This is a genomic window from Amycolatopsis sp. NPDC051373 (assembly GCF_040689465.1).
Lineage (GTDB): Bacteria > Actinomycetota > Actinomycetes > Mycobacteriales > Pseudonocardiaceae > Amycolatopsis.
In genome coordinates this window covers 40,833-64,147 of record NZ_JBFBAE010000044.1, presented here as the reverse complement: position 1 = coordinate 64,147, position 23,315 = coordinate 40,833, and the positions used below count along the sequence as shown (strand labels likewise).

At 67.7% G+C, this 23,315-nt stretch carries 25 protein-coding genes and 1 pseudogene; 12 read left to right on the top strand and 14 right to left on the bottom strand.

Annotated features, from left to right (window positions below):
• Positions 1-99: 99 nt before the first annotated feature.
• Positions 100-219 (top strand): annotated as a pseudogene (locus AB0383_RS47250) (GntR family transcriptional regulator); the annotation flags it as partial.
• A gap of 87 nt (positions 220-306) precedes the next feature.
• Positions 307-1,395 (top strand): PLP-dependent aminotransferase family protein, encoded by a 1,089-nt coding sequence (locus tag AB0383_RS47245; protein ID WP_366191036.1) that lies wholly within the window; start codon positions 307-309, stop codon positions 1,393-1,395.
• An 84-nt stretch (positions 1,396-1,479) separates the two neighbouring features.
• Here the strand turns inward: AB0383_RS47245 and AB0383_RS47240 are convergent, their stop codons facing one another.
• Positions 1,480-2,106: a TetR/AcrR family transcriptional regulator gene (locus AB0383_RS47240; protein WP_364179165.1), complete on the bottom strand. Its 627-nt coding sequence runs from the start codon at positions 2,104-2,106 to the stop codon at positions 1,480-1,482.
• Positions 2,107-2,268: 162 nt separating this feature from the next.
• Positions 2,269-2,898, bottom strand: a complete 630-nt coding sequence (locus AB0383_RS47235) for a hypothetical protein (protein ID WP_364179167.1) — start codon at positions 2,896-2,898, stop codon at positions 2,269-2,271.
• Between the two features lie 756 nt (positions 2,899-3,654).
• Here AB0383_RS47235 and AB0383_RS47230 point away from each other — a divergent pair.
• Together AB0383_RS47230 and AB0383_RS47225 are read left to right on the top strand one after the other, a co-directional pair.
• Positions 3,655-4,284 carry a TetR family transcriptional regulator C-terminal domain-containing protein gene (locus AB0383_RS47230; RefSeq protein WP_364179169.1) on the top strand — a complete coding sequence of 210 codons (630 nt, stop codon included), beginning with the start codon at positions 3,655-3,657 and terminating at the stop codon, positions 4,282-4,284.
• Positions 4,285-4,379: 95 nt separating this feature from the next.
• Positions 4,380-5,054, top strand: coding sequence for a TetR family transcriptional regulator C-terminal domain-containing protein (locus tag AB0383_RS47225; protein ID WP_366191030.1), 675 nt, complete (start codon positions 4,380-4,382; stop codon positions 5,052-5,054).
• Positions 5,055-5,112: 58 nt separating this feature from the next.
• Here the strand turns inward: AB0383_RS47225 and AB0383_RS47220 are convergent, their stop codons facing one another.
• Positions 5,113-5,346 (bottom strand): hypothetical protein, encoded by a 234-nt coding sequence (locus AB0383_RS47220; protein ID WP_364179173.1) that lies wholly within the window; start codon positions 5,344-5,346, stop codon positions 5,113-5,115.
• Between the two features lie 241 nt (positions 5,347-5,587).
• Here AB0383_RS47220 and AB0383_RS47215 point away from each other — a divergent pair, with 241 nt between their 5' ends.
• Entirely contained in the window at positions 5,588-6,028 is a 441-nt protein-coding gene (locus AB0383_RS47215) for a GNAT family N-acetyltransferase (RefSeq protein ID WP_364179175.1), read from the top strand.
• Between the two features lie 316 nt (positions 6,029-6,344).
• On the opposite strand, the gene AB0383_RS47210 is transcribed toward AB0383_RS47215, so the two are convergent.
• Positions 6,345-7,262 (bottom strand): NADP-dependent oxidoreductase, encoded by a 918-nt coding sequence (locus AB0383_RS47210; RefSeq protein WP_364179177.1) that lies wholly within the window; start codon positions 7,260-7,262, stop codon positions 6,345-6,347.
• Positions 7,263-7,487: 225 nt separating this feature from the next.
• On the bottom strand, positions 7,488-7,667 hold the full coding sequence (locus tag AB0383_RS47205) for a carboxymuconolactone decarboxylase family protein (protein ID WP_366191027.1): 180 nt from the start codon (positions 7,665-7,667) through the stop codon (positions 7,488-7,490).
• Here AB0383_RS47205 and AB0383_RS47200 point away from each other — a divergent pair.
• Positions 7,657-8,637, top strand: coding sequence for a hypothetical protein (locus tag AB0383_RS47200; RefSeq protein ID WP_366191025.1), 981 nt, complete (start codon positions 7,657-7,659; stop codon positions 8,635-8,637). The two genes, AB0383_RS47205 and AB0383_RS47200, sit on opposite strands and share 11 nt — an antisense overlap.
• Positions 8,638-8,682: 45 nt before the next feature.
• Here the strand turns inward: AB0383_RS47200 and AB0383_RS47195 are convergent, their stop codons facing one another.
• The 6 genes from AB0383_RS47195 to AB0383_RS47170 all read right to left on the bottom strand — a co-directional run bounded on the left by AB0383_RS47195 (position 8,683) and on the right by AB0383_RS47170 (position 14,317).
• The gene (locus tag AB0383_RS47195; RefSeq protein WP_366191023.1) at positions 8,683-9,354 is read right to left on the bottom strand and encodes a response regulator transcription factor; all 672 of its coding nucleotides are present in this window, start codon (positions 9,352-9,354) and stop codon (positions 8,683-8,685) included.
• Positions 9,351-10,586, bottom strand: coding sequence for a histidine kinase (locus AB0383_RS47190; protein ID WP_364179193.1), 1,236 nt, complete (start codon positions 10,584-10,586; stop codon positions 9,351-9,353). Before AB0383_RS47190 ends, AB0383_RS47195 begins: the two co-directional genes overlap by 4 nt.
• 138 nt (positions 10,587-10,724) lie before the next feature.
• Positions 10,725-11,678, bottom strand: a complete 954-nt coding sequence (locus AB0383_RS47185; protein WP_364179191.1) for a PDR/VanB family oxidoreductase — start codon at positions 11,676-11,678, stop codon at positions 10,725-10,727.
• Between the two features lie 96 nt (positions 11,679-11,774).
• Positions 11,775-12,959, bottom strand: coding sequence for a Rieske 2Fe-2S domain-containing protein (locus tag AB0383_RS47180; protein WP_366191034.1), 1,185 nt, complete (start codon positions 12,957-12,959; stop codon positions 11,775-11,777).
• 47 nt (positions 12,960-13,006) lie between these two features.
• A complete protein-coding gene (locus AB0383_RS47175) occupies positions 13,007-13,264 on the bottom strand; it encodes a hypothetical protein (RefSeq protein WP_364179187.1) in 258 nt (85 codons plus the stop codon).
• Between the two features lie 138 nt (positions 13,265-13,402).
• Positions 13,403-14,317 (bottom strand): DNA-3-methyladenine glycosylase 2 family protein, encoded by a 915-nt coding sequence (locus AB0383_RS47170; RefSeq protein WP_364179185.1) that lies wholly within the window; start codon positions 14,315-14,317, stop codon positions 13,403-13,405.
• A gap of 330 nt (positions 14,318-14,647) precedes the next feature.
• Between AB0383_RS47170 and AB0383_RS47165 the strand changes: the two genes are divergently transcribed.
• From AB0383_RS47165 to AB0383_RS47140, 6 genes are all read left to right on the top strand, one after another.
• Positions 14,648-15,196 (top strand): carboxymuconolactone decarboxylase family protein, encoded by a 549-nt coding sequence (locus AB0383_RS47165; protein ID WP_364179183.1) that lies wholly within the window; start codon positions 14,648-14,650, stop codon positions 15,194-15,196.
• An 80-nt stretch (positions 15,197-15,276) separates the two neighbouring features.
• On the top strand, positions 15,277-16,101 hold the full coding sequence (locus AB0383_RS47160) for an isocitrate lyase/phosphoenolpyruvate mutase family protein (protein WP_364179181.1): 825 nt from the start codon (positions 15,277-15,279) through the stop codon (positions 16,099-16,101).
• Positions 16,102-16,160: 59 nt separating this feature from the next.
• Positions 16,161-16,808, top strand: a complete 648-nt coding sequence (locus tag AB0383_RS47155; RefSeq protein WP_285974235.1) for a nitroreductase family protein — start codon at positions 16,161-16,163, stop codon at positions 16,806-16,808.
• A gap of 245 nt (positions 16,809-17,053) precedes the next feature.
• The gene (pcaD, locus tag AB0383_RS47150; RefSeq protein ID WP_366191019.1) at positions 17,054-18,124 is read left to right on the top strand and encodes a 3-oxoadipate enol-lactonase; all 1,071 of its coding nucleotides are present in this window, start codon (positions 17,054-17,056) and stop codon (positions 18,122-18,124) included.
• 488 nt (positions 18,125-18,612) lie between these two features.
• On the top strand, positions 18,613-19,143 hold the full coding sequence (locus tag AB0383_RS47145) for a hypothetical protein (protein ID WP_364179198.1): 531 nt from the start codon (positions 18,613-18,615) through the stop codon (positions 19,141-19,143).
• A gap of 70 nt (positions 19,144-19,213) precedes the next feature.
• Positions 19,214-19,618, top strand: coding sequence for a nuclear transport factor 2 family protein (locus tag AB0383_RS47140; protein ID WP_364179200.1), 405 nt, complete (start codon positions 19,214-19,216; stop codon positions 19,616-19,618).
• Positions 19,619-19,652: 34 nt separating this feature from the next.
• Here the strand turns inward: AB0383_RS47140 and AB0383_RS47135 are convergent, their stop codons facing one another.
• From AB0383_RS47135 to AB0383_RS47125, 3 genes are all read right to left on the bottom strand, one after another.
• Positions 19,653-21,530, bottom strand: a complete 1,878-nt coding sequence (locus tag AB0383_RS47135; protein WP_364179201.1) for a transketolase — start codon at positions 21,528-21,530, stop codon at positions 19,653-19,655.
• Positions 21,531-21,674: 144 nt separating this feature from the next.
• Positions 21,675-21,992, bottom strand: coding sequence for a cupin domain-containing protein (locus AB0383_RS47130; protein ID WP_364179203.1), 318 nt, complete (start codon positions 21,990-21,992; stop codon positions 21,675-21,677).
• Between the two features lie 191 nt (positions 21,993-22,183).
• Positions 22,184-22,957, bottom strand: a complete 774-nt coding sequence (locus AB0383_RS47125; RefSeq protein WP_364179205.1) for an SDR family oxidoreductase — start codon at positions 22,955-22,957, stop codon at positions 22,184-22,186.
• Positions 22,958-23,315: the final 358 nt, after the last annotated feature.

The window sequence follows — 23,315 nt, the reverse complement described above, 5'->3', positions numbered from 1 at the left end:
CATCACGAAGAGACAGCGCGGCAGCCGGTCGATTCGCCATACCGCATTCTGACACCCACCCAACCGTCAAACAACTAACGACACGCGACACTAGCGGCCGGCGAGCGGTTGCCCGCCAGCCGCGTATTGGCCGAAGACCTGGGAATCTCCCGGCGCCTTGTGGTCGAGGTCTACACGCAGCTCACCGCCGAGGGCTATCTGGTCAGTCGGCCGGGCTCCGGTACCTGCGTCTCCGAGCTGTCCCTCCCGCCGGCGACCGAGGTGCCGGACGCTCTCCGGTCGGGAGAGGGCGTACCTCGATGGGACATGCGTCCTGGCATTCCGACGCTGTCGGCGTTCCCTCGCCGCCTCTGGCGGCGTGCGTGGACGGCCGCGCTGGCCGCCGCGGCGGATTCCGATCTGGGCTACCCCGACCCCGCGGGACATCCCCGGCTGCGCCGAGTGCTGGCCGCTTACCTCGGCCGGGTCCGCGGCGTGGACGCCGACCCCCAGCGGCTGTTGATCTGCGCGGGCTTTACTCAAGGTCTCCACTTGCTCGCACAAACGCTGCGTACCCGAGGTGCCATGACCGTCGCGCTCGAGGACCCCGGCTTGCCACACCGGGCGCCCATCCTGCGCCAGGCCGGCCTGACCGTCCTGCCCGTCCCGGTCGATGCCGACGGCATCCTCGTGGATCAACTACCCGAGCGGGGCGTCGACGCGGTGCTGACCACGCCGGCCCATCAGTTCCCCACCGGTGCGATCATGGCGCCCACCCGCCGGGAGGCGGTGCTGGCCTGGGCCGGGAGATGCGGCGCCATCGTCGTCGAGGACGACTACGACGGCGAGTTCCGTTTCGATCGACGTGCCGTCGGCTGTCTGCAAGGCCGTGCGCCCGACCGTGTCGTCTACGTTGGATCCACCAGCAAGACACTCGCCCCGGCGGTCCGGTTGGGCTGGCTGGTCAGCCCGGCCGAGCTGCACGCCGAGCTACTGCCGAACAAGTTCCTCGCCGATCACGGCAGCCCGACTCTCGATCAGCTCGCTCTGGCCCATCTCGTCGAAGCCGGCGATTACGACCGGCACATCCGCGCCGCCCGGACCCGCTACCGAACAGCCCGGCGAGCACTCGAACTGGCCATCACCCGCCATCGCGTGCCCCTGCGGCTCGTCGGGACGGCCGCCGGGGTCCAGACCCTCGCCACGCGACTCGACGACACCCACCCCGATCACTTGACCGCGCGCGCACGAGCCCACGGGATCGTTTTCGACTCCATCACCCGCTACCAGCTCAACCCTGACCCGAACCCTGACGGTGTGGTGATCGGCTACGGCAACATCGCATCACACGCCATCGACGAGGCCATGGCCCTGCTCGCCACCACCATCAGGGGACATCGCGGAGCAGTCTGCTGAGGAAGCACGCCGACCAGACCGCTTCGCCGGATGAGAACTGGTCCACCGAGTCCCGTCCGTGGGCCCGGACGATCGGAGCCGAAGTCAGGCCTCGAACGCCCTGATGCAGTCGATCGCCATGTCCAGCGCGACCTTCATGGGCGCGACGTCCTGTTTGGTCTGCGCGAGCAGGTACCCGCCTTGAAGGGCCCCGATCAGCCCGATCGCGAGCCGCTGAGCGTCGGCGTCGGGCCGCAGCTTGCCGGCGACTCGCATCCGCTCCAAACCCTCCGCGATCAGGCCTTCCCACCGCTCGAAGTGCGCGGCGAGCTCTGAACGTGCTCGTTCGTTCCGGTCGGACAGCTCACTCGCCATCGAGCCGAGGGGGCAACCGTACGCACCGTTGCGCAGGGCGTTGTGCTGGACGACCGCGTCTCGCCACCGCTCGAGACCCCGCATGGAGTTCAGCCGCCTCAGCTGCTCCTCGTGCCAACCGAGCAGGACCTGCGCCCGGCGGCCGATGACTTCCTGGACCAAGGCGTCCTTGTCATCGAAGTGGTGATAAAGTTGCGACTTGCTCGTGCCGCTGGCCGCGCGCACATCGTCCAGCGTCGTCGCGGCCACGCCCTTCACAGACATCAAATCGACCGCCGCTTGCAGGATTCGGGCGCGCGTCGCCTCACCCCGCGCCGTCAGCCGGGTAGCCCTCACCGTGCGCTCCGGTTCTGCCACGGTGACAGGTTACCGCACGCGCACCTGCGACGACGGACGCGACAGCCATCGGGGGTCGGTCATCCGCCGAGGTCAGCGAGGACCAACTGGGCCAGAACGCCGGCCCGGCCGTTCGCCACGAAGGAACACCCTCAGGACGGGCACAAACGCACTCCGGGCCGATCATCGGCCTCGCGCGGCGAGGACGTGGCGGAGCATGATGTCGAATGGCTCCAGCACGTCGCCCGATGTGCCCGCCTTCCGGTACCGGCCCATCGCACCGACGAGCGCACCCATGACCGCGGTCGCCAATTCGGCCGGCCTCGACCCGATCGCGAGCTCGCCGCGATCGCGCAGCCGCAGGAAGGCGCCTTCTAGCGCGGACTGCCACGGCCCGAGGCTCGTCGCCAGGGCCTGGCCGGCCCGGCCGTCGCGCCCAGTCAACTCGTGGACGACGATGCCCAGCGGGTATCCGGCCGAGATCCACGTGGCGCGATAACGGGCCACGACATCGTCACGCCACCGGTAGAGGTCGTCGGGGCTGACCGCCGCCATCAGCCGGCGGCCGGGACCCTCGAAGACGTCGCGAACCTGGATCCGCACCACCTCCGCGACGAGCGCCTCGACGTCCGCGAAGTACCCACGCAGCCACGATGCGCTCACGCCCGCCATGTCGGCCACCACGGTGAGTTCCGCGGCTCGCAGCCCGCGCCGGCACAACAGGTCCACCACCGCGGCCAATACCCGTTGCCTTGCAGCGCCATCGGCCACGGACTCGAAGCTCGCCCCCTCTCCGGCGGAATCACCGGTCATGACCCGACCCCCCGGCGCAACAGAACGATCACACTTGCCCGGACCTCATAAACTGGACTGATAGGTCCCTTATCTCGCTCTTCGACAACGTTCGACGTCCGGCCATTGCCCCCAGTCGCAGCGACCTCATTTGCTGAAGTTTCCCAGTGAAAAGCATCATTATTCGCAGACATTCGGGCACGGCGTCGAATCGGCGCCACCTCAAGGTCCAGCATGATGCCACCGTATACTGGACCCTGAGGTCCAAGCAAAGCATGTACCACCACCGCGTGGCGCGTCACAGCGCGACCTCACGCTCCCGTGAGAGCCGCGTTCCCGACCCGCTGCCTCGCCTCGACCGCCGTGGCGCGATCGCCATCCCGTGGCGCGATTCGCGGCGGACTGAAACCCGAAAGGAATCGGTAAGCTCGGCTCAGCGGCTGCGGCAGATCTCGGGGCTCGGCCTCGACGAACGCCGGACGGGACAGCGTGCCGGCCCCGCCGCCACGAACGATCCGCCCCGGGTTCGCCGCGCCTTCCCGTCGACCGAACGCACGGCGCCAATGCGGCTACCAGGGAGGATACCGTTGCTCGCGCGGGTACGCCGCCTTCCATCGTGGAGTCGATCGCCGGCTACGTCCCGCACACGACGCGCGACGAGGCCTCGGCCGAGCGCACCCAGCCTGCTCTCGACGGGGCCGGTTACTGCCTCCATGCGGACCGTGCGGTCCAGCTGGTCGTAGGTCGCCGGTCACACCGTGCGGTAACCTGACGGCCGTGGACGAACCGCAGGGCACGACGCAGACAACCCGGCTGACCGCCCGCGGCGCGGCGACCCGGTCCCGCATCGTGCAGGCGGCGGTCGACTTGATCCAGGTCAAAGGGGTGGCCGCGACCACGCTCGACGACGTCCGGGCAGCCAGCAGCACGAGCAAGTCGCAGCTCTACCACCACTTCCCCGACAAGAAGGCCCTCGTGCGCGAGGTCGTGGCAGCCCAGGGCGCGCAGCTCATCGCCCGCCAGGAGGACCAGCTCAGGCGGTTGAACTCGATCCGCGGCCTCGAACGCTGGCGCGACGCGCTCGTCCAGCGTGCCTCCCTCCGCGACGGAGCCTACGGCTGCGCGATCGGCTCGCTGGCCGCCGAACTGGCCGATCGGGACCAAGAAGCCCGCTCGATGCTCGCGAAGTACTTCGAGATCTGGGAGGAGCTGCTGGCCGAGGGGCTGACGCGGATGCGCGCCTCCGGCATCCTCCGGCGGGACGCGGATCCCGAAAAGCTCGCGACCTTTCTGGTCGCCGCGTTGCAGGGTGGTTACCTGCTCGCGCAGACAGCCCACTCCGCCGAGCCCATGAAGCTGACGCTCGACATGGCGATCGATCACGTTCGTACCTTCCTGGCCGCGTAGCCGCCCCGCACCGGAATCGAACAGTGGACCTGACCGTCCAGAACTCTTCCGGGCCGAGGTGTACTCCGGACCGCACGTCCGCTAGTGTTCGAGGCATGTCGGGTGACCAGACCGGGATGCACGCCGAGGATGCCCCGGAGCCGCACCGGCTGGTTGTGACAGCGGCGATCAACCTGCTGCGCGAGCGCCAGCTCGGGGAAATCACCTTCGCCGACGTCACGGCGGCCAGCGGTGTCCCCGAGACACGACTCCAGCAGGTGTTCGAGAACGAAGACGCGCTTTTCGAGGCGGTCGTCCAAGCCCAGGTGGCGGGCGTGCTGGCCGCTCAGAAGCCCCTGCTTGAGGGAGTGCGCTCGCTCTCCGACCTCCAAGCCTGGCGGGACAAGCTCGTCGAGGACAACCGCGTCAGCGGCGGCGCCGGCGGCTGCCCGATCGGGTCGCTCATCGGCGAGCTCGCCGGACGGTACGACCGTGGTCACCGCGCGCTGGTCAATGGGTTCGCGGCGTGGGAAAGCCTTCTCGCGGCGGCGTTCCGGCGCATCCAGGAAAACGGTGAGCTCGACTCCGGCGCCGACCCGGACACGATCGCCACCGCCATCATGGGTGCACTGCAGGGCGGATTCCTGCTCGCCCGGACCACGCGTGACCCCGACCAGCTGGCCACGGTTCTCGACGTGTCGCTCGATCACCTGAGGACGCATTCCTCTCGGTATCGTTCTGGACTGGGCAGGCCTCTCATGCCCCGGTCATCGAGCGAAGTCCGCAGCTGACCTGACCTCTCACAGGAGGGCACAGGCGCCGGCACCGAAGGACCGGATGGGACGCTGGTCAGCGCGGGTCGTCGCCGCCGAATTCGCGCAGCGCGCGCAACAGGGCCTCGTGATCTCCCGAGCAGGCGCAGCACGACTGCAAATGTGTCGCCAACCCCGGGTAATGCTCTTCGGGGTTGTCGCCGGCCGCCGCCATCTCCGCATAGGTGTGGAGCGCGTCGAGAGCGAGGTCGCAACCGACGTCCCGCGGATCGGTCCGGAGGAACTCGTCCAGTGCGTCGCAGTTGCTCATGCCTTGCCTCGAGACTTGTCATTTCGTGGGTGACCGCCACGAACCCTGGGTGCCTGGCGCCGGCTTGTCCATTGCAATCCTGGACCGTTAGCACCCGCTCTCCGGTGATTCTTACGAGTGAGAACCACCGACGCCGAGACACTGTCAGGCAGGGAGGGGGACGAGTACACGGACCTCGACATCCACGTGCGCATCTCTGACCGGCCTTCCACCTTGGACACTCCCTGCCCATAATGGCGAAATGATCGAGATCAGTCCGCTGCGGGCGGAAGACCGCGACCGCTGGGAAGAATTGGCGCGCGGTTACAAGGAGTTCTACCGGACCGAGGTGTCGGATCAGGATTACGAGCGGACCTGGCACCGGCTTCTGCGGGCCGAGGAAGTGTTCGGCTGCGCCGCCCGGCTCGACGACGGGCAGGTGGTCGGCATCGCCCATTACCTGTTCCACGCCAACCCGTGGTCGTCAGGTTCGTGCTACCTGCAGGACCTGTTCGTGGACAAGGCCGCGCGCGGCCACGGCGCAGGGCGCTTGCTGATCGAGCACGTCGCCCAGGTGGCCCGGGACCGCGGCGCAGCCCGGCTTTACTGGCACACCAAGCAAGACAACGACCGTGCGCGGCTGCTCTACGACAAGGTCGCCGACTTTCAGGGTTTCATCAGCTATGTCCACCAGCTCGATTGAGCACCGGCACCGTTTTCGACGTCCCCGAGGCGTCCTTCAGGCGCTTCGGGATTCATCCGGCCAGTGCCCCAACGCTCACGGCAGTATCAGATGAGGGGCCCGCCGACGTCATCCGCAACCGCCGGCGGGCCTGGCAGCGCTGCCCCGCCGCGACACGCCTCCGCTCCGGTGGACAGCGTGTCGCTGCTGCGGCCGGAAGACCAGGTCTCCCCTACGTGCTCTGTCGCCGTGGATCACGAACCTCCGCGGGCCGAATCGAAAACTTGCCACGGGTCGACAAGGCCGTAGCGTCGAACCAGTCTTGGTCTTCGAGTCGTCACGGGCGAACGCGGATGATCGTCTTGCCCTTTTTCCGCTGGGTCGGGTTGAAGGCGGCCACGGCGTCATCGAGGCTCGCCACGGTGCCGATGTTCGTGCGCACCCGGCCGTCTCGCACCCGCTGCACGATTTCACCCAGCTGAGCGCGATCGGCCTCGACGACGAAGTCGATCGCCAAGCCGTCGGCGGGCCGGGTCTCCGGCGGGCCGGCGATCGTCACCAGCATCCCTCCGGCCCGAACCAGACCCGCGGACCGCGACCCGATGTCACCACCGAACACATCGAACACCAGATCCACACCCCCGACCTCTTCCAGGGCGTCGTTCTCCAGGTCGACGAACTCGTTCGCACCGAAATCCCGCGCCGCCTCACCGTCGGCCTTGCGCCCGGTGCCCACGATGTAAGCACCCGCCTCACGCGCGAGCTGCGTCACCATCGACCCGACTCCCCCGGCCGCGCCGTGGACGAGGACGCTCTGCCCGGCCTCCAGCCGGCCGTGCACGAACAACCCCTGCCACGCGGTCAAACCCGAGATCGGGAGGCTCGCACCCACGGTGAAGTCCACATCACCGGGCAGCGGCGCGAGGTTGCGCGCCTCGACGACCGCGTACTCCGCCAGCGTGCCGTCGCGAGTCCAGTCGGTCAGCCCGAACACCCGTTGACCGACCGACAATCCCGCGGTGCCGTAGCCCAGGCTCGCGACCACGCCGGCCACCTCGTGCCCGGGAATCGACGGCGTCCGATCCCGGTCCAGGCGATCCGTCCAGGTCGAGGGCCACGACAGCTCACCCGGGGTGAACCCCGACGCGTGAACCTCGACGAGGACATCGTTCCCCGCCGCGGCCGGCTCGGACCGTTCCACGAGCTTCATCCCGGCCGTTCCCGCGGCCTCGTCCGTCACCACGATCGCCTTCATCGGGCACCTCTCTCTGCATCCGCTCTTCGCCTGAACAGTACTTTCAGTTCAGCGGTATTGGCGGCGTGAAATCTTGACGTCTTACGACGCTGATCAACAAAGAGCATCGGCGCACTCGGGCACCACTTACCGCACGACCATACTGTGAAAAATATTCAGGACAGTTTGACGCAGGTCGAGTCGAATGTCGGCGCCGAACGATCTCGTGCCAGCACACTGATCCAGTCAGTCGCCGTTCTCCGCCATTATTCTGTTGGCGATGGTGAATGCGGTGTTGGCCGCGGGTACCCCGCAGTAGATGGCCGATTGCAGCAGGACTTCCTGGATTTCCGCGGGAGTGATTCCGTCCCGCAGCGCGGCCCGGATGTGCATGGCGAATTCCTCCTGGTGGCCGTTGGCGATCATCGCGGTGAGGGTCATGCACCGGCGGGTCGCCCGGGAGAGGCCGGGACGAGTCATTGGCATCTTGATCGCCGGCCGGCTCCTGATGGGCTTCGGTGCCGGCGTGGCCAGCAGCAGCCTCACGTCCTACATCGTCGACGCCGCACCGGCCAGGCCCGCTTGGTTGGCCTCCGTCGCCTCCAGTCAGACAGTGATGCTCGGCCTCGCCGTCGGCGCCATCGGTTCCGGCGCGCTGGTCCAGTTCGGTCCGTGGCCGCGCGATCTCATCTACCTGGTCGTGATCGGCCTGCTTCTCGTCTCTGCCGCGCTCATCATCGTGAGCCCGGAAACCGTCACTCCGACGCCGGGCGCTTGGCGGTCGCTGCGGCCCCGGGTCCGCGTTCCGGCCAGGGTGAGGCACCTGCTCCCCGTCGCGGCGGCGGTGCTCCTGTCCACCTGGGCGACCGGGGCGTTCTTCCAAGCCTTCGTGCCGGCCTTGGTCGAAGACCAGCTCCGCAGTCAGAGCCCCCTCATTCTGGGGCTGGTGTTCGCCGCGTACATGGGTCCGAGTGTTCTCGGCGCTCCGCTCGGTGGCCGGTTCACGCCGGCGGTGGCCCAGCGCGTCGGCATGATCGGGTTCCTGCTGGGGATGATCGGCATCATCACGGCGATCGCAACCGGTGCGCTGGTGCTGTTCTTCGCCGCGACGATCGTCGCCGGCGCCAGCCAAGGCATCGCCATCAGTTCCGCCACCCGCGGCCTGCTGGAGGGCAGCGACGTGGCCGACCGGGCGCCGATCTTCACGGTCGTCTACATCCTGTCCTACTGCGGCGCGACGATCCCAGCCCTCATCGCCGGCCGGCTCTCCGCGTTCTTGTCGCTACCGCAGATCGCACTCGGGTACGGCGGCCTGGCGCTCATCGCCACGGTGTTCACCGTCCTCGCCGCCCGCGATCCCCACGCCGGCACGGCCGGTGCACAGCCGGCACGGTGACCGACAATCAGTTTCGCCGGAGCGGCCGGCCCAGCGCCGGTCAGGTCAGGGCGACTCCGAGGTGAGACCCGCGCGGACGGCGAGCAGTGCGGCCTGTGTCCGTGAGCCGACGCCCAACTTGGCGAACAGGTTGCTGACGTGGGTGCGAGCCGTGCGTTCGCTGATCTGCAGCTTGTTCGCGATCTGGATGTTGGACAGCCCCGTCGCGATGTGGATCAGCACCTCACGCTCGCGCGGTGTCAGCCCGTCAAGACCTGTGCCGCTTCGTTCGGCCGGGCCGGTCAGGCAGCGGGTGATCGCGGAGTCCAGATAAAGCTCACCGCGAGCCGCGGCTCGCACCGCCGCGACGATCTCGTCGGAACCCGCGTCTTTGAGGAGGTAACCGGACAAGCCGGCGTCGATGGCCCGCCGGACGTTCCCCGTCTCACTGAAGCTGGTCATGATCAGGATCTTCACGGTGGGATACCGCGCGGTGATCAGACTGCCGACCTGTATCCCGTCGATACCCGGAAGGACCAGATCCATCAGGATCACATCCGGTAACCGGCCCTCCTGGGCCAGTTCCGCGAGGCGCCCCAGCGCGTCTGCCCCGTCAACGGCCTCGCCCACCACCGAAAGCTCGGGAACCGCGTCGGCATACGAACGCAGCCCGGCCCTGACCACCGCGTGGTCGTCCACGAGCATCAGTCGGATCTGCTCGGCTGCCGGCTCGTTCACTGCTTCTCGCTCGCCACGTCGGACGGTTCCTGCCAGTCGATCCGGACGGCGCTGTCGGCACGGAGCGACCTGCTTCCCGGCTCGGCCGGACAGAACTCGAGGCGCACGAGAGTGCCGCTGCCGGGCCGGGTCACGATGGTGAGCGTCCCCCCGAGGCGCTCGGCGCGTTCGCTCATCGAAATCAAACCCACGTGGCCGGGAAGCGAGCTTCGCTCTTGGAACCCCACTCCGTCGTCGGACGTCTCGATGACCAGGAGGGTTCGGGACTCCTCGTGTCGTTGCGCGAATCGGATGACCGCGTGCTTCGCCCGGGCGTGCTTGACGACGTTGTGGAACGCTTCACGAACGAGGAACCACACTTCTTCCCGATGCTCGGGAAGCAGGTCCATGTCGCCGACCTCGTCGACGACCTTCACCGTCAGATCGGTGTCGCGACTCGCCTCGGCGACCCACTCGCGGATCGACATCACCACGGACCTTTCCGGAGGCTGCGGTGCCCGCAGTTCCGCGATCATCGAACGGAACGACTTCACCACCGACTGCGACAGATCCACCACCCGAGCGGCGTCGGCGCGAATCTTGGCGACCGCAACGGCCCCGGACGTCTCGCTGGTCAGTTCGATCGCCCTGGCGTGCATCGACAACGAGAACATCTCCTGCACGATGGAGTCATGCAGGTCGGCGGCCAACTTGCGACGCTCCTCCATGACCGCGCGGGCGCGGCTGTCGACGATCATCCCGGCGTGGTCGATCGTCACCGCGGCCTGGTCCGCGACGGCCGACAGGAAGTAGATCTCGTCGGGATCCGGTTCTTGGCCGGGCGGGTAGAAGGCGCTCAGGTAACCGAGCACACCGTCGGGCAAGATCAACGGCGCGGCCACGAAGCTCTCCCAGGAAATCGCCTGATGTATCGAAAGGATCGGCGCCCAGGCGGGATTGGTGTGAAAGGTCTCCCGGCGCTGGGATACGACAACGGGCCGGCGTTGGGCAATCGCGTTGAGGGAGACCAGTTCGGCGCCGAGCGCCTGGCACTGGACGAGCCGGTCGCGCAATTCGTCCGCGGTTCCGGGCAGACCTGACAACGCTCCGATGGGCAGCGTGCGCCAGCCTGCCTCGCTGAGTTGAATGTGGACGGCCGCGAGTCCGGCCGACCGCCGGACCTCACCTGCGAGGGCGGTGAGAGTGTCGGACAGGGAACCCGATCCGGCCAAGGTCGCCGCGACCCGCGACATCGCCTGAAGGCCGCGATCAGTGGCCATTGCTGCTCCCGGTGGACCGAGGTGGTGAGGCTGATCGTGCCGCCGAGGACAGCACGCCCGATGGTGGCCTGGCGGGAATGTCGCATCCGGTGCCGGCCGGGCTCCGCGACATCATAAATCGAGTACGAGCTTCGAGCACGCGGCCCGGGACACGCAGATCATCATGGTCTTGCCTTCTTCCCGTTCCTCTTCCGTGAGCAGGGAGTCGCGATGGTCCGGCGTTCCGGAAAGCACTTTCGTCTCACAGGTCCCGCACGTACCCTGCTCGCACGAATAGGGAGGCCGGACCCCGGCGCGTTCCACTGCTCTGAGAATGGTTTCGCCAGGCGCTACCGTCAGCGAGCCGCCGGTACGAGCCAGCTCGACCTCGAACGACGAGTGGTCCGGCGAATCGGGTACTGCCTTCGGGACGAAGCGCTCCAGCCGCAACGAGCCGGTTTGCCACTCCGCACACCGTTCCTCGACCGCGAGCAGCAAGGACTCCGGTCCGCAGCAGTAGACGAGGACGTCGTCGGCCGGAGTCCCGAGCCACTCGTCCAGGTCGAGCCGGCCGTTCTCGTCTTCCGGGCAGAGGACGACGCGGCTCCCGTATCTCGACGCGAGCTCCGCACTGTAGGCCATCGACCCGCGGGTGCGCCCTCCGTACAACAGCTGCCACTGGGCGCCGGCCTCCTCGGCCGCGGCGACCATGGGCAGGATCGGGGTGATGCCGATCCCGCCGGCGATGAACAGGTAGCGCGGCGAGGGCAGCAGCGGGAAGTTGTTCCTCGGCCCCCGAGCGCGCACGGTGGCGCCTTCGGCCAGCCGATCGTGGACGTGGGCCGACCCTCCGCGGCCATCGCGTTCGCGCAGCACCGCGACGCGCCACTCGGCGCGCGCCGGGCGACCGCAGAGTGAGTACTGCCGCACGAGGCCGTCGTCGAGGAGAAGATCCACGTGGCTGCCGGCATCCCACGCGGGAAGGCCCTCTCCCGACCGGCTCGCAAGGACCAGCTCGACGACCTCCTGGGCGATCACGGTTCGTCGCACCACCACGAGGTCGAGGTCGACCTCTCTCCGTGTCATGTCCGTCTGGGTCACCGTTCGACTCCACTTCGTCGTCGCTTCGTGCGGGCCGGGAGGCCGGTCGGCGGCCGGCCTCCGGCGTGATGGGCGGTTCGATCAATCAGTGACGTTCGTCGGGACCAGCGTCTGCCACGCAACCCCCTGGGGGACGACTCCCGACCCGGCGGTGAACTTGGCCCAGTCGACGGAGCCGTCGAGCCCCACGGGATCGCCGCCCGCCTCGACACTGCGCGCCGCGTCGATCAGCAGGCGTCGCATGCGCACCACGGCGACGTCCGCCGCGACGAGGTGCTCTTTCGACCGGTCGACGATGGGCTCCATCGAATCGGTCACGAGCGCGTCCTGGGGAATGAGGCCGGCCACTCCCGAGAACGAGGTGCCCGCTGCCATCGCCTCGCGATCCTGCTTAGGATTCAGGGTGTAGTTCGGCGCTTGGACATCCTCGAGGCTTCGCCACTTGAGCCATTCCGCCTTGTCGATCGGCTTGGCCGGGTCGCCCGTCACCACATACGTGCAGGTGTGCGTGTCGTCGATCGGGACGTACATGAAACCCAGGTTCATCGGGGGGATCAGCGCCTGGAACGGCATGATGAACGGCGTCACGCGAACGTAGGACTGGCCTTCGTGCTCACCCTTGAGCTTCCGGATCGCCGCATAGTGGAAGCCGAACTTCGTGTCCTCGACCTCGAGTACCGGAGCGTCGTCGGTCGTCGGGAAGCGGTCCCGGCCAATACCCTCCGGGTCGTATTCACCCGTCCGGGCGAGGGCGATCTCGGTCTGATGGAGCAGGCCGACATGGGACGAGTCGATCTCTCCTTCAACCCCCTGGATGAAGTTGCCCTTGTGCACCATCTTCGTCGTCGCCAGGTGTCCCGGCGGCACGTTCATCCAGACGTAGCTCGGCGGCGGGGGCTGCTTGTCCGCCGGGCCCAGGTACACCCACACAATCTGACCGGCCTCGTGCACGGGGTGTGCCGGTGCCCGCAGCCGGCTACGGAACCGTGAGTCCGGGAGATTGGGCGTCTCCTGGATCGACCCGTCCGCCCCGAACTTCCACCCGTGGTACAGGCAACGGATACCGCAGTCCTCCACGCGGCCGATCGCCAGCGAAGCGCCGCGGTGCATGCATTTCTCGTCCAGCACGCCGACGGTTCCGGCGGAATCACGGAACACCACGAAATCCTCGCCGACCAAGCGGAACTTCCGGGGAGGTCCGTCCGGCTCGGCCACGTCACTCGAGAGGCAGATCGGGAGCCAGTACCGGCGCAGCAGCGCACCCATCGGCGTGCCCGGCCCGACCCGGCAGAGATACGCGTTCTCCTCAGCACTCAGCATTGAGACTCCTGTTCCGGCGTTCCCGCCCACGTGATGGCCGTCTTGTCGCCCTCGAGTGAGCGATCGACGACAACATCGAGATCGAGCAGTACCAATGGATTTCCGCGGGACACTTCGAAGCGCTTCACCAGCGCAACGGATTCGTACCCGGAGGGACTGACGCGCAACTCCGACGGCTTCGTCCACCCGTCCCGGTATCCCTTGAGGATCGCGACACAGGCACCATCCAGTAAATGGACGATCGATGTCATTGAGTTCCTTCCGTCAACCACTGGATCGAACTTAGGGCGGGCGGGGAAACCCCGGCAATCGGTCGTTTTTCCCGGGCGTCACTCAGTCATTCAACGCAGTTCCTACGTCATTTGACGTAGGCTGTTCATCGCCGATCGTCAGCGGAACGGCCGGGCGCGTGGTGCGCGGTGGCTGCGCCGCGGCGCAGCGCGCGGAGTGAGCTCGAGGAGGCGAACCACCCGGTAGCGGTGCGGCCGCCACGGCAGGTAGAACGCCTCGATCTCGTGCTGCGCCAGTGGCCGGCCGAGCAGGGCCGTGCCGGTCATCCGGCCGAGGTGGAAGTCGCCGAGCGGCAGCGCGTCGGCGTCGCCGAGCGCGCGGTGCCCGACCTGTGCTGAGGTCCACGCCCCGATGCCCCGCATCGCTGCCATCAGTTGATACGCGCGAGCGGGGTCGCCGGCCGCGCGATCGAGCTTGGCCGCGTGCCGTGCGGCGAAGATGACGGTCTTCGAGCGGTGCAGGTCGACGCCGGCACGCCGCCATTCCCAGATCGGAAGGTTCGCCCACACCTCGGGCGAAGGCATGACCCGCATCGGGCCGGGCGCCGGACCCGGTGCCGGGCCGCCGTGCGCGCCGACGAGGCGGGTCCAGGCGGCTTGCGCGTCCAAGCCGACCACCCGCTGCTCGAGGATTGCCGGCACGAGGGCTTCGAACAGCCGTCCCGTGTGCGGAACGCGGAGGCCGGGCAACCTGCTCCAGGCCCGCTCCAGAACGGGGTGTGCCGGTCGGAAGTCCTCGGGACGGTCGTGTTCGCCGAGCTCGGTACGGACGTTGTCGACGAACTCCGCGGCACCGGGCCCCCACGCGTCGACGTCCAGATCGTCCAGGCGCTGTTGCCGGATCCGGTAGGTGACCGGCCCGGACGGGGCCAGGGCTGTCCGCCACAGGGTCCCGTCGGCTTCCTCACGGTGGGTCGGATCGTGGCGGCCGCGCCTCAGGCTCTTGAGCGTCAGCTTCGCGTCCACGGGGAAGGCGGGCTGCCAGCGCAGAGAACAGTCCGGCGGCAGGTCCATCGTCGCCTCCCTCGGGTGCGCAGGAGCAAGGTCCTTCAGATGGCGTGCGGTGTCCTCACCAGTGGACGTAAAAGTCCATTGCCTGTCAACCAGCGAGCGTTGGTGTCGGTAAACCTGACTCAACGGGGAGCGTTCACGCGCGAGTTTCTGGTCTGTATAGTCCAGTTAAGAGTTCTTCGCGCAGCACATGTCACCAGGTCCGACGCAACCGGCGCCACCGGCCAAGCCGCAGGCAGCGCGGGCTCACCGTCGCGGCGGAACTCGGGAGCAGTAAGAGCCGACTTGAGCGCGACGCTGACCACTCACACACCTACCGGAGGTTGATTCGCTGTGTCACGACTGAACGCGCCCGCTCCAGAAGACGTCCCCGCCGGCTCGCGGCGGATACTCGAGGGGGTTGGTGCGCAGCTCGGCTTCGTCCCGGACATGTTCAAGGTCATCGCGTCGAACCCGACTGTCCTCGAAGTCGTCACGACCCTGCAAGGCACCTTGAGCCGGGTCCTGGACGCGAGGACCCGGCACAGCATCGCGCTGACCGTGTCGGAAGCCAACGGCTGCGATTACTGCCTGGCAATGCACACCTACGTGTCGTCCGAGTTCGGCGGTATGTCGAGTGACGACATCGCTCTGGGCCGCGCCGGGAGTTCGGTCGACCCCAAGCGCGCCGCGGCCGCCAACTTCGCTCGGCGGGTGGTCGACAGCCGCGGACAGGTCAGTGACGAGGACCTCGCGGGTGTGCGAGACGCCGGGTACACCGACGCACAGATCTTGGCGATTGTCACCGTCGCGGTGCAAGCGCTGCTCACGAACTTCATCAACAACGTCAACCAGACCGACATCGACATCCCCGCGGTCGACGCCGCCGGCACACCCGGCTGATCACCGCAGCCGCGGTCAAGGCGGCGCACACAGCCCGGTAACCCTCTCACGGCCCCATGATCATCCACGAAAGGTGCGATATGCCGGGCTCCGAGCTCTATGAGAAATTCATGGCGCTGCACACCCGCGACGGTGGCCTCGTCATGCCCAACGCCTGGGACGGCCTCTCGGCACTGATGCTGGCCGATGCCGGTTTCGAGGCGATCGCGACGTCGTCGGCAGCGCTCGCGGCCATGCTCGGCCGGCCCGATGGCCGCCACGAAGTCACCCGCAGCGAGCACCTCGAGCATGCGGGGCTCCTCGCCCGGCTCACCGGACTGCCCGTGAATGGCGACTTCGAGGACGGTTACGGCGACACGCCCGAAGACGTCGCGGCGACCGTCGAGGCCGCCGTCGAGTTCGGCCTGGCCGGTATCGGCGTCGAGGACACCTCGGGTGATCCCGACCAGCCGATCCGCGACTTCGACGAGGCGGTCCTTCGCGTGCGCGGCGCCGTCGACGCGGCCAGGGGACGCATCGTCGTGACCGGGCGCACCGACAACTTCATCCAGGGGCGACCCGATCTCGACGACACGATCCGGCGCCTCACGGCATTCGCCGAGGTCGGCGCGGATGTGGTCTACGCACCGTTCCCGCCCGACCTCGACGCACTCGAGGCGATCGTCACCGCGGTCGCGCCCACGCCGGTCAACGTCCTCGTGTCCCCTTCGGACAAGGTGCTGACGGTCGCCCAGCTGCAGAAGGCCGGCGTCAAGCGCATCAGTTTGGGGCCGTTCCTCTACGCCAACGCGATGGCGGCACTCGAACAGGCCACCAAGGCCCTCGTCGCCGGGGACCTCGCGGCCGCCACCACGGGTCTGGGCTTCGACCGGATCGGCGAACTGATCGCCCGCGGCAAGAACTAGCCAGGACTCCCCGAACCACCGCTGTTCACCTATCGGTTGCCACAAGAAAGCAGATGAACATGGATCTCGAAAAGCTCATGAGTCAGCACCTCACCCGGGCTTTCGACGGCAGCAAGACCATCCCGGACGAAACCCTTCACCAATTGCTGCGGTTCCTGCGGTCCGCGCCGACCTCGACGAACATCCAGCCGAACCACTTCTACGTCCTCGCCTCGGCCGAAGCCAAGAAGCAGCTCGCGGACAACTTGGGCGAACGATTCCAGGACAACGGCTCGAAGATCCTGAACGCGTCGCACACCATTATTCTCACGACGCGGGCGGATGTGCCCGACAGCCACCTCGATGACGTGTTCGCCAAGGAGACCGCCGACGGCCGGTTTCCCGACCCGGAAAAGAACGCGATGTGGCAGTACATGACGCGGGACTTCCTGAACCTGCGCAACTACGCCTACAAGGATCTGAACCACTGGATGGAAAAGCAGACCTACATGGTGCTCGGGATGACCATGATGGCGGCCGTCGAGCTCGGCGTCGACGCCACACCGCTCGAAGGGTTCGACCCGACCAGCGTCGACAAGGCGTTCAAGATCCGCGAAACCGGTCACACCACCACCGTGCTGCTGGCTCTCGGCTACCCCGACCGGGCCAAGGCGTACAAGGGCCCGATTTCGCGCTTCGAGGCAGACCGGCTGTTCACCTTCATCTGAGCCTCCCCGTCATCGCGGCTACCGCAGTGCACAGAACTCGGCGAGGAATCGCCGACGGGGCGTCGACGAGATCCGGAACCGCGCCAACGCGGGTCTCGGTCTCGTCGACGCCGGGCCTGGCACCAGTGGCCGGTGTCTGGACGACCGCCGGTCGGCACAGGGGCGGGTCCAGCAACGGTCCTCGATGACCTGGACGCGTCCGACCCGTCACCGATCGTGATGACAACCAGCACGAAAGACATCCCATGACCGTCCTGCATCATCGCGCCGACGGTGCGGGCGGCGCGCACCCTTTGATACTCGGACCGTCACTCGGTACCACGCTGTCCTCGTGGGAGCCGCAGACATCGGCCCTGGCTCGTGGCCGTCAGGTGATCCGGTACGACCTACCGGGGCACGGCGGCTCTCCGGCTGAGCTACTGCCCGTCGAGGCCACCGTCGGCGACATCGCCGGCCTGGTTCTCGCGCTCGCGGACCACCTCGGCATCGCCCGCTTCGCCTATGCGGGGACCTCGTTGGGCGGAGCCATCGGCACGTGGCTCGCCGTCCACCATCCCGACCGCGTCGCCTCGCTCATGCTCGTCTCCACGTCGGCTCACTTCGGCGAGCCTGACCGCTGGCACGAACGCGCGCGCCTCGTCCGAACCGAGGGCATCGCTCCCGTCGCGGATACCGCCGCCGACCGGTGGTTCACCCCGGCCTTCGTGGCCGATCCCGCCGCCCAGGCGCTGGTCGCCGGCCTGCGGGCCACCGACGCCACGGCCTACGCCGCGAGCTGCGAAGCACTGGCTTCGTTCGACCTCCGTGCCGAGCTGTCCCGGATCACCGCACCCACGCTGGTGATCGCCGGTCGTGAGGACCGGGTGACACCGGTCGACCACGCCCGCCTCCTGGCAGATCGAATTCCGGGAGCGAGCCTCACCGAGGTCGCGCACGCGGCGCACCTCGTCACGGTCGAACGTCCCGCTTCCGTGCTGGCCGCGCTGCGCTGCCATCTCGACGGCTTCGGCGAGACAGGTGACACGACAAGCCCCGGTGACGACGGCTCCCGCTATGCCGCCGGCCTCGCCGTACGCAGGACCGTCCTGGGCGACGCCCACGTGGATCGGGCGATCGCCACGACCACCGAGTTCACCTCCGTGTTCCAGGACTTCATCACCCGCTACGCCTGGGGCGAGATCTGGTGGTGCACGTTCAACAACAGCACACAGCCCAGCAGGAGCAGACCGAGGCTGGCGATGGAGGTGGGCCGTCGCCCCAGGTGGTTGGACACCCGTCCCAGCGCCAGCAGTGTGCTGAGGGTGGCGACGGAGTAGGCGACGACGGTGATCGAGATGTCGGCGTTGGTGAACCCGTCCTCGGCCCGGTAGATGTTGAACAGCGGGATCGTCGAGCCCACCGCGGCGAACGACGCCACGAGCGCGACCACGGCGGACAAGAACGCCAGGGTGCGTGTTGTCCCCCGCCGCGCGACGCCGGTCTTCGCTGACACGTCGGACATCGAGCCATGCCTTTCTCTTCGTCTGATGTTCTGCAACCACGCCGCGGCTTCACCAGGCGTCTCACTGTGTCGCGATCCAGGAGGGGATCGCCCCGATCGGGGCCGGACCGGTCTTCGACCCCAACGTCCACCAGTCGTCCATCACCGCTTGGACTATACAGTCCTCTTGACTGAGGTGGATCGGTCCACGATGCACCTGTGCCGAGATTCAAGATCAATTACCGCCGATCCGGGGGGTTTCGGTTCCGGCCGCGCCCTGCCTAGCATCGAGATCGTTCGCAGAGCGTCCACAAAGGAGACTTGATGGTTTCACGAACCGAGGAACAGTCCAGGTCCCGGACCCTGCGGGGCGCCCTGTCCCCGAACTCCATCGCCCGGAGGGAACGGGTGTGGTCGGCCGCGACCGTGCTCGCACGCCTCGCATTGGCCGCCGGATTCCTCTCGGCCGTCGCCGATCGGTTCGGCGGATGGGGCCCGCCGCACACCGGGCAGGTCGGGTGGGGCGATTTCGCCGCGTACACCGCCTACACGCACAGCCTTTCACCGTACGTGCCCGACGGGCTCAGCGGCGCGGCCGCGTGGGGCGCGACCGCCGCGGAATCGGTACTGGGCCTGACGTTGCTGGCCGGCGTCCTCGTGCGCTGGTCCGCCTGGGCGGCAACGGCGCTGCTGGCGGTGTTCGGCGTGTCGATGGGGTTGTTCCTGGGTTGGGAAGCTCCGCTGAGCGCCTCGGTCTTCGCCGCCGCGGCCGCGACCCTGCTGCTGGCCCTCTCCCCCGTCGACACGTTCGCCGTCAGCTTCGACCGGCTTTTCCAGCGGAAGCGAACCGATTAGGGGACTATACAGTCCAGTCAGCCTGGGTAGGTTCGGATCGCGGCCGATTCACACAGTGAGGGTGGCACCCATGCCTGAGACCAAGACCAACATCTCCGTCGTAGACGACTTCTTCCGTGCAGTCGAACGTGGCGACATCGACACCGCGCGTGCCCTCTACGCGCAGGATGCCGTGATCTGGCACAACGACGGTGCCGGCGAACAGGACCGCGAAGCCAATCTCGCCGTCCTCCGGCTGTTCAGCACGGCCATCCGCGGCCTGCGCTTCGACGTGTCCCGCCGGGTCGACGTCGGAGACGGGGTCTTCCAACAGCACGTCCTGCGCGGGCAGCTGCCCAACGGCGAGGAGTCCGCTCTCGACATCGCGATGTACCTCGCCGTCAGCGGCGGCAAGATCACCCGAATCGAAGAGTACTTCGACGTCGCCGGCGTGACCCACATCATCGCTGCTGCCGGCGAATCCGGAGAGGCGTGAAACCGAGCTCCTTGGCAGCCACCCCGACCTGCGTTCAGGCCAGCAGCTCCCGTACCGCGCCGGCGATGTGCGACGCGGAGATCCCCACCGCGTCCAGCAGCTCGTGCGCAGCGCCCGAGCCGGGCAGTTCCCGCACTGCCAGGTGTTTCATCCGCAGCGGTGTCAGCCCGCTCGCCAAGAGCGCGTCGGCGACGGCGGACCCGAGCCCGCCCTCCGGGTGGTGGTCCTCGGAGACCACGATCCGTCCGCCGGTCACGTCGGCCGCGGCGATCAGCGTCTCGGTGTCCACCGGCTTGACCGAGTAGAGGTCGATCACCCGCGCGACGATGTTCTCCCGCGCCAGCTCGTCGGCCGCGGCCAGGCATTCGTGCAGCGTCACTCCGGCTCCGATCAGCGTCACCACGTCGTCGTCGGTGGAACGCAGCACTTTGGCGCCACCGATCGGAAACTCGTCTACCTCCGAGTACAGCGTCGGGTACCCGCCGCGCGTCGTGCGCAGGTAGGAGACGCCGGGCCGGTCGGCCATCTCCTTGGTCAGTGCCACGGTGCTCGGCCCGTCGCTGGGGTACAGGACCGTCGAGCCTTGAACCGCGCGCATCATCGCGAGGTCCTCGAGCCCCATCTGCGAGGGGCCATCGGCGCCGATCTCGACGCCGGCGTGCGAGCCGACCAGCCGGATGTTCGCCGCGGAGATCGCCGCCATGCGGATGAAGTCGTACGCCCTGGTGAAGAACGCGGCGAACGTCGACGCGAACGGCACGTAGTGGCGCACGCTCAGCCCGACAGCCGCTGCGATGAGCTGCTGCTCGGCGATGTACATCTCGAAGTAGCGCTCAGGGTAGGCGTGAGCGAACTCGTCGGTGTGCGTCGAGTTGCTGACCTCGCAGTCCATGGCGACGACGCGGGGATCGATGCCGCCCAGCCACTTCAGTGCGTCGCCGTAAGCCTTCCGGGTGGCCACCTTCTCGCCCAGTGCGTAAGCAGGTCTCGGCGTGGCAGCGCTCGCCGGCCGCAATTCGGGTCCACGGTCGAAGGCCGGCACCGGCCCGCGGACGAGCAGATTCCGCTCACCGCCCAGCTCGACGAGCGCGCGCTCGGCCATCTCGGCCGGCAGCGCCTTGCCGTGCCACCCCTCCTGGTCCTCGACTTCGGAGAAGCCCTTGCCCTTCACGGTCTTGGCAAGGATCACTGTCGGCCGGTCACCGCCCGCCCCCGCGGCATAGAGCGCCTGGTCGATCGCCGGCAAGTCGTGGCCGTCCACGGAGATCACCGTCGCGCCGAACGACTCGGCACGGCGGGCGTAGGCGTCGAGGTCCCAGCCGAGTTCCGTGGGCCCGCGCTGGCCCAGCCGGTTGACGTCGACCATCGCCACGAGGTTGCCGAGCCCGTAATGACTCGCCTTGTCCAGCGCTTCCCAGATCGACCCTTCCGCCATCTCGCTGTCGCCGCACAACACCCATACGCGATAAGGCAGCTTGTCCAGGTACTTGCCGGCCAGTGCCACGCCGACGGCGTCGGGCAGGCCCTGCCCGAGCGAGCCGGTGGCGACGTCGACCCACGGCAGGATCGGCGTGGGGTGGCCTTGCAGACGCGAGCCGAAGCGCCGGTAACCGGTCATCAGCTCGTCGTCGGAGATGGCCCCGACAGCCTTGTACACCGAGTACAGCAGCGGGGAAGCGTGCCCCTTCGAGAAGATCAGGTGGTCGTTGGTGTCCGCTTCGGGACGATCCCAGTCGTAGCGCAGATGCCGGCCCACGAGCACCGCGAGCAGATCCGCCGCGGACATGCTGGAAGTGGGATGGCCGGAGCCCGCGCTGGTGCTGCTGCGGATCGAGTCGACCCGCAGCTGCGCGGACAGCTCGGCGACCACGTTCAGGCTGAGGTCAGTGGCGGGTTGCCGGATATCGGTCACAATTCTCTCCCTTCTCCGGGCGGCGACGTCACCGACTGTACTGCCGGTCGCCGTCCCGTGCGGACACACGAAGTCCTCCGTTAGCCGCACGGAGTGGGCAGATCTTCCTGCCGCTGGTGGCTCGCGTCGGGCCGGCACCGACGGCTACTGAGGGGGATCGTTGGCCTGGAGCGGGTCCCCGGTGGTGGAAACGTAGACGACCAGCAGCTTGGCGGACTCGGTCGTGCTCGGGTTCGCCGCGACGACGTGGTGGGCGCCGGGTTTTTCGAACCAGCTCTGACCCTGGTGGTACGTGGTCACCGCCTGGTCGTCGACCTGGCTTCGCACATCGCCCTGCAGCACGTAGGCGTACACGAAAGCCTGACCGTGGCGATGAGACGGCGCGGCCGAGCCCGGCGAGAAGTCCACGATCTGCGACGTGAACGTCTTGCCCTCAGCGTTCGGAAGGGCCTGTTGCAGCAACACACTCACCTGGGGCGGCGAAACTGCCGTGCTTGTCACCGCGGTGGTGCCCGTCACCGCGGCCGGCGTGCTCTGGGCAGCAGAGCTGCAGGCTGTCGCGCCGGCCAGCGCGGCGACAAGCAAGAAACGACCTACGATCCGCGAGGGAACCATGAAAAACCTCCTGGCGCCGAATTTTCTGCTTCCGCGGTTCAGTTGCGCCCGGCCATGACACCGCCGTCGACGTCGACGATCGCGCCGGTCATCCAGCTCGCTTTTTCCGAGAGCAGAAATGACGCCATGTTCGCGACATCTTCCACGGTTCCGACCCGGCCCAGCGGATGCATGCTGGCGAAACTGCTCACGGGGTCCTCGAGGTGCGCCTCAGGAACCAGCCGGTAGTACGGCGGGGTCCGCACCGCCGCCGGTGACACCGCGTTGACCCGGATGTCGTGGGGTGCCAACTCGATCGCAAGCGCCTTCGTCAGGGAGTGCAGGCCGCCCTTCTGCACGGAGAAACCGGTGTGCGGCGTCGCCGCGATCCCCTGGTGCGCCCACATCGCGCCGATGTTGACGATCGACCCTGCGTTGCCCGCGGAGAGCATGCCGGCGACGACGGTCTGGGTGATGAAGAACATCGCACGGTTCAGTTCGTTGAATGAGTCGTAGAAGTCTTCGTCGTACTCGGTGAAGGGTTTGGGGACGAAGATTCCGGCCCCGTTGACCAGCAAGCTGGCGTCGGCGTGTTCACCCTCGATACGCTTTCGCACTTCGGGAATCCGGGCACGGTCGGTCAGCTCCGCGGCGATGCCCCATGCCTTACCGTGCTGCGCCAGCGCTTCCACCGCCGCCTGCAGCTTCTCCGGATTCCGACCGGTGATCACGGCGCTGCCGCCGCCGGCGATCACCTGCTCGGCCGTGGCGAAACCTATTCCACTACTACCGCCGACAACAACAAGCTTGCGACCTTCGAAGTCTTCGCTCACGAAATTTCTCCTTCATTGTCAAGACGCACCATCGCGCTTACAGAGAGTCCGAAGCAGACGGTTCACCTGAACCGGAACGAGACCGGCCGACGACTGGGCGGCAGACCCGCACCCGTCGAAATCGACGCCGACCGTCCACTCGAGACGGAGACGGTTTGAGCGCGGGCTCAACGCGGGCGGTCATCTCACGAGCCAGGCGGCAAGCACAGCTTCGCAGCCGCGGGCCGGCAGAGGCTGTTGATCACGCTTTGGACTATACAGTCCTCTCTGCCGCGTGTCATCGAGGTCGTTTTTTTCTCACCGGTTCGGATGGCCGGCAGGTCAACACGCATGTCGTGCGGCCGACGTCGACTACCCA

Coding starts and splice junctions, on each gene's coding strand:
- AB0383_RS47205 (WP_366191027.1), bottom strand. CDS start 7,667: ATGATCGCCAACGGCCACCAGGAGGAATTCGCCATGCACATCCGGGCC.
- AB0383_RS47245 (WP_366191036.1), top strand. CDS start 307: ATGCGTCCTGGCATTCCGACGCTGTCGGCGTTCCCTCGCCGCCTCTGG.
- AB0383_RS47225 (WP_366191030.1), top strand. CDS start 4,380: ATGTCGGGTGACCAGACCGGGATGCACGCCGAGGATGCCCCGGAGCCG.
- AB0383_RS47145 (WP_364179198.1), top strand. CDS start 18,613: ATGGTTTCACGAACCGAGGAACAGTCCAGGTCCCGGACCCTGCGGGGC.
- AB0383_RS47180 (WP_366191034.1), bottom strand. CDS start 12,959: ATGGGTGCGCTGCTGCGCCGGTACTGGCTCCCGATCTGCCTCTCGAGT.
- AB0383_RS47190 (WP_364179193.1), bottom strand. CDS start 10,586: ATGTCGCGGGTCGCGGCGACCTTGGCCGGATCGGGTTCCCTGTCCGAC.
- AB0383_RS47220 (WP_364179173.1), bottom strand. CDS start 5,346: ATGAGCAACTGCGACGCACTGGACGAGTTCCTCCGGACCGATCCGCGG.
- AB0383_RS47170 (WP_364179185.1), bottom strand. CDS start 14,317: ATGGACCTGCCGCCGGACTGTTCTCTGCGCTGGCAGCCCGCCTTCCCC.
- AB0383_RS47160 (WP_364179181.1), top strand. CDS start 15,277: ATGCCGGGCTCCGAGCTCTATGAGAAATTCATGGCGCTGCACACCCGC.
- AB0383_RS47210 (WP_364179177.1), bottom strand. CDS start 7,262: ATGAAGGCGATCGTGGTGACGGACGAGGCCGCGGGAACGGCCGGGATG.
- pcaD (WP_366191019.1), top strand. CDS start 17,054: ATGACCGTCCTGCATCATCGCGCCGACGGTGCGGGCGGCGCGCACCCT.
- AB0383_RS47215 (WP_364179175.1), top strand. CDS start 5,588: ATGATCGAGATCAGTCCGCTGCGGGCGGAAGACCGCGACCGCTGGGAA.
- AB0383_RS47185 (WP_364179191.1), bottom strand. CDS start 11,678: ATGACACGGAGAGAGGTCGACCTCGACCTCGTGGTGGTGCGACGAACC.
- AB0383_RS47175 (WP_364179187.1), bottom strand. CDS start 13,264: ATGACATCGATCGTCCATTTACTGGATGGTGCCTGTGTCGCGATCCTC.
- AB0383_RS47140 (WP_364179200.1), top strand. CDS start 19,214: ATGCCTGAGACCAAGACCAACATCTCCGTCGTAGACGACTTCTTCCGT.
- AB0383_RS47155 (WP_285974235.1), top strand. CDS start 16,161: ATGGATCTCGAAAAGCTCATGAGTCAGCACCTCACCCGGGCTTTCGAC.
- AB0383_RS47235 (WP_364179167.1), bottom strand. CDS start 2,898: ATGACCGGTGATTCCGCCGGAGAGGGGGCGAGCTTCGAGTCCGTGGCC.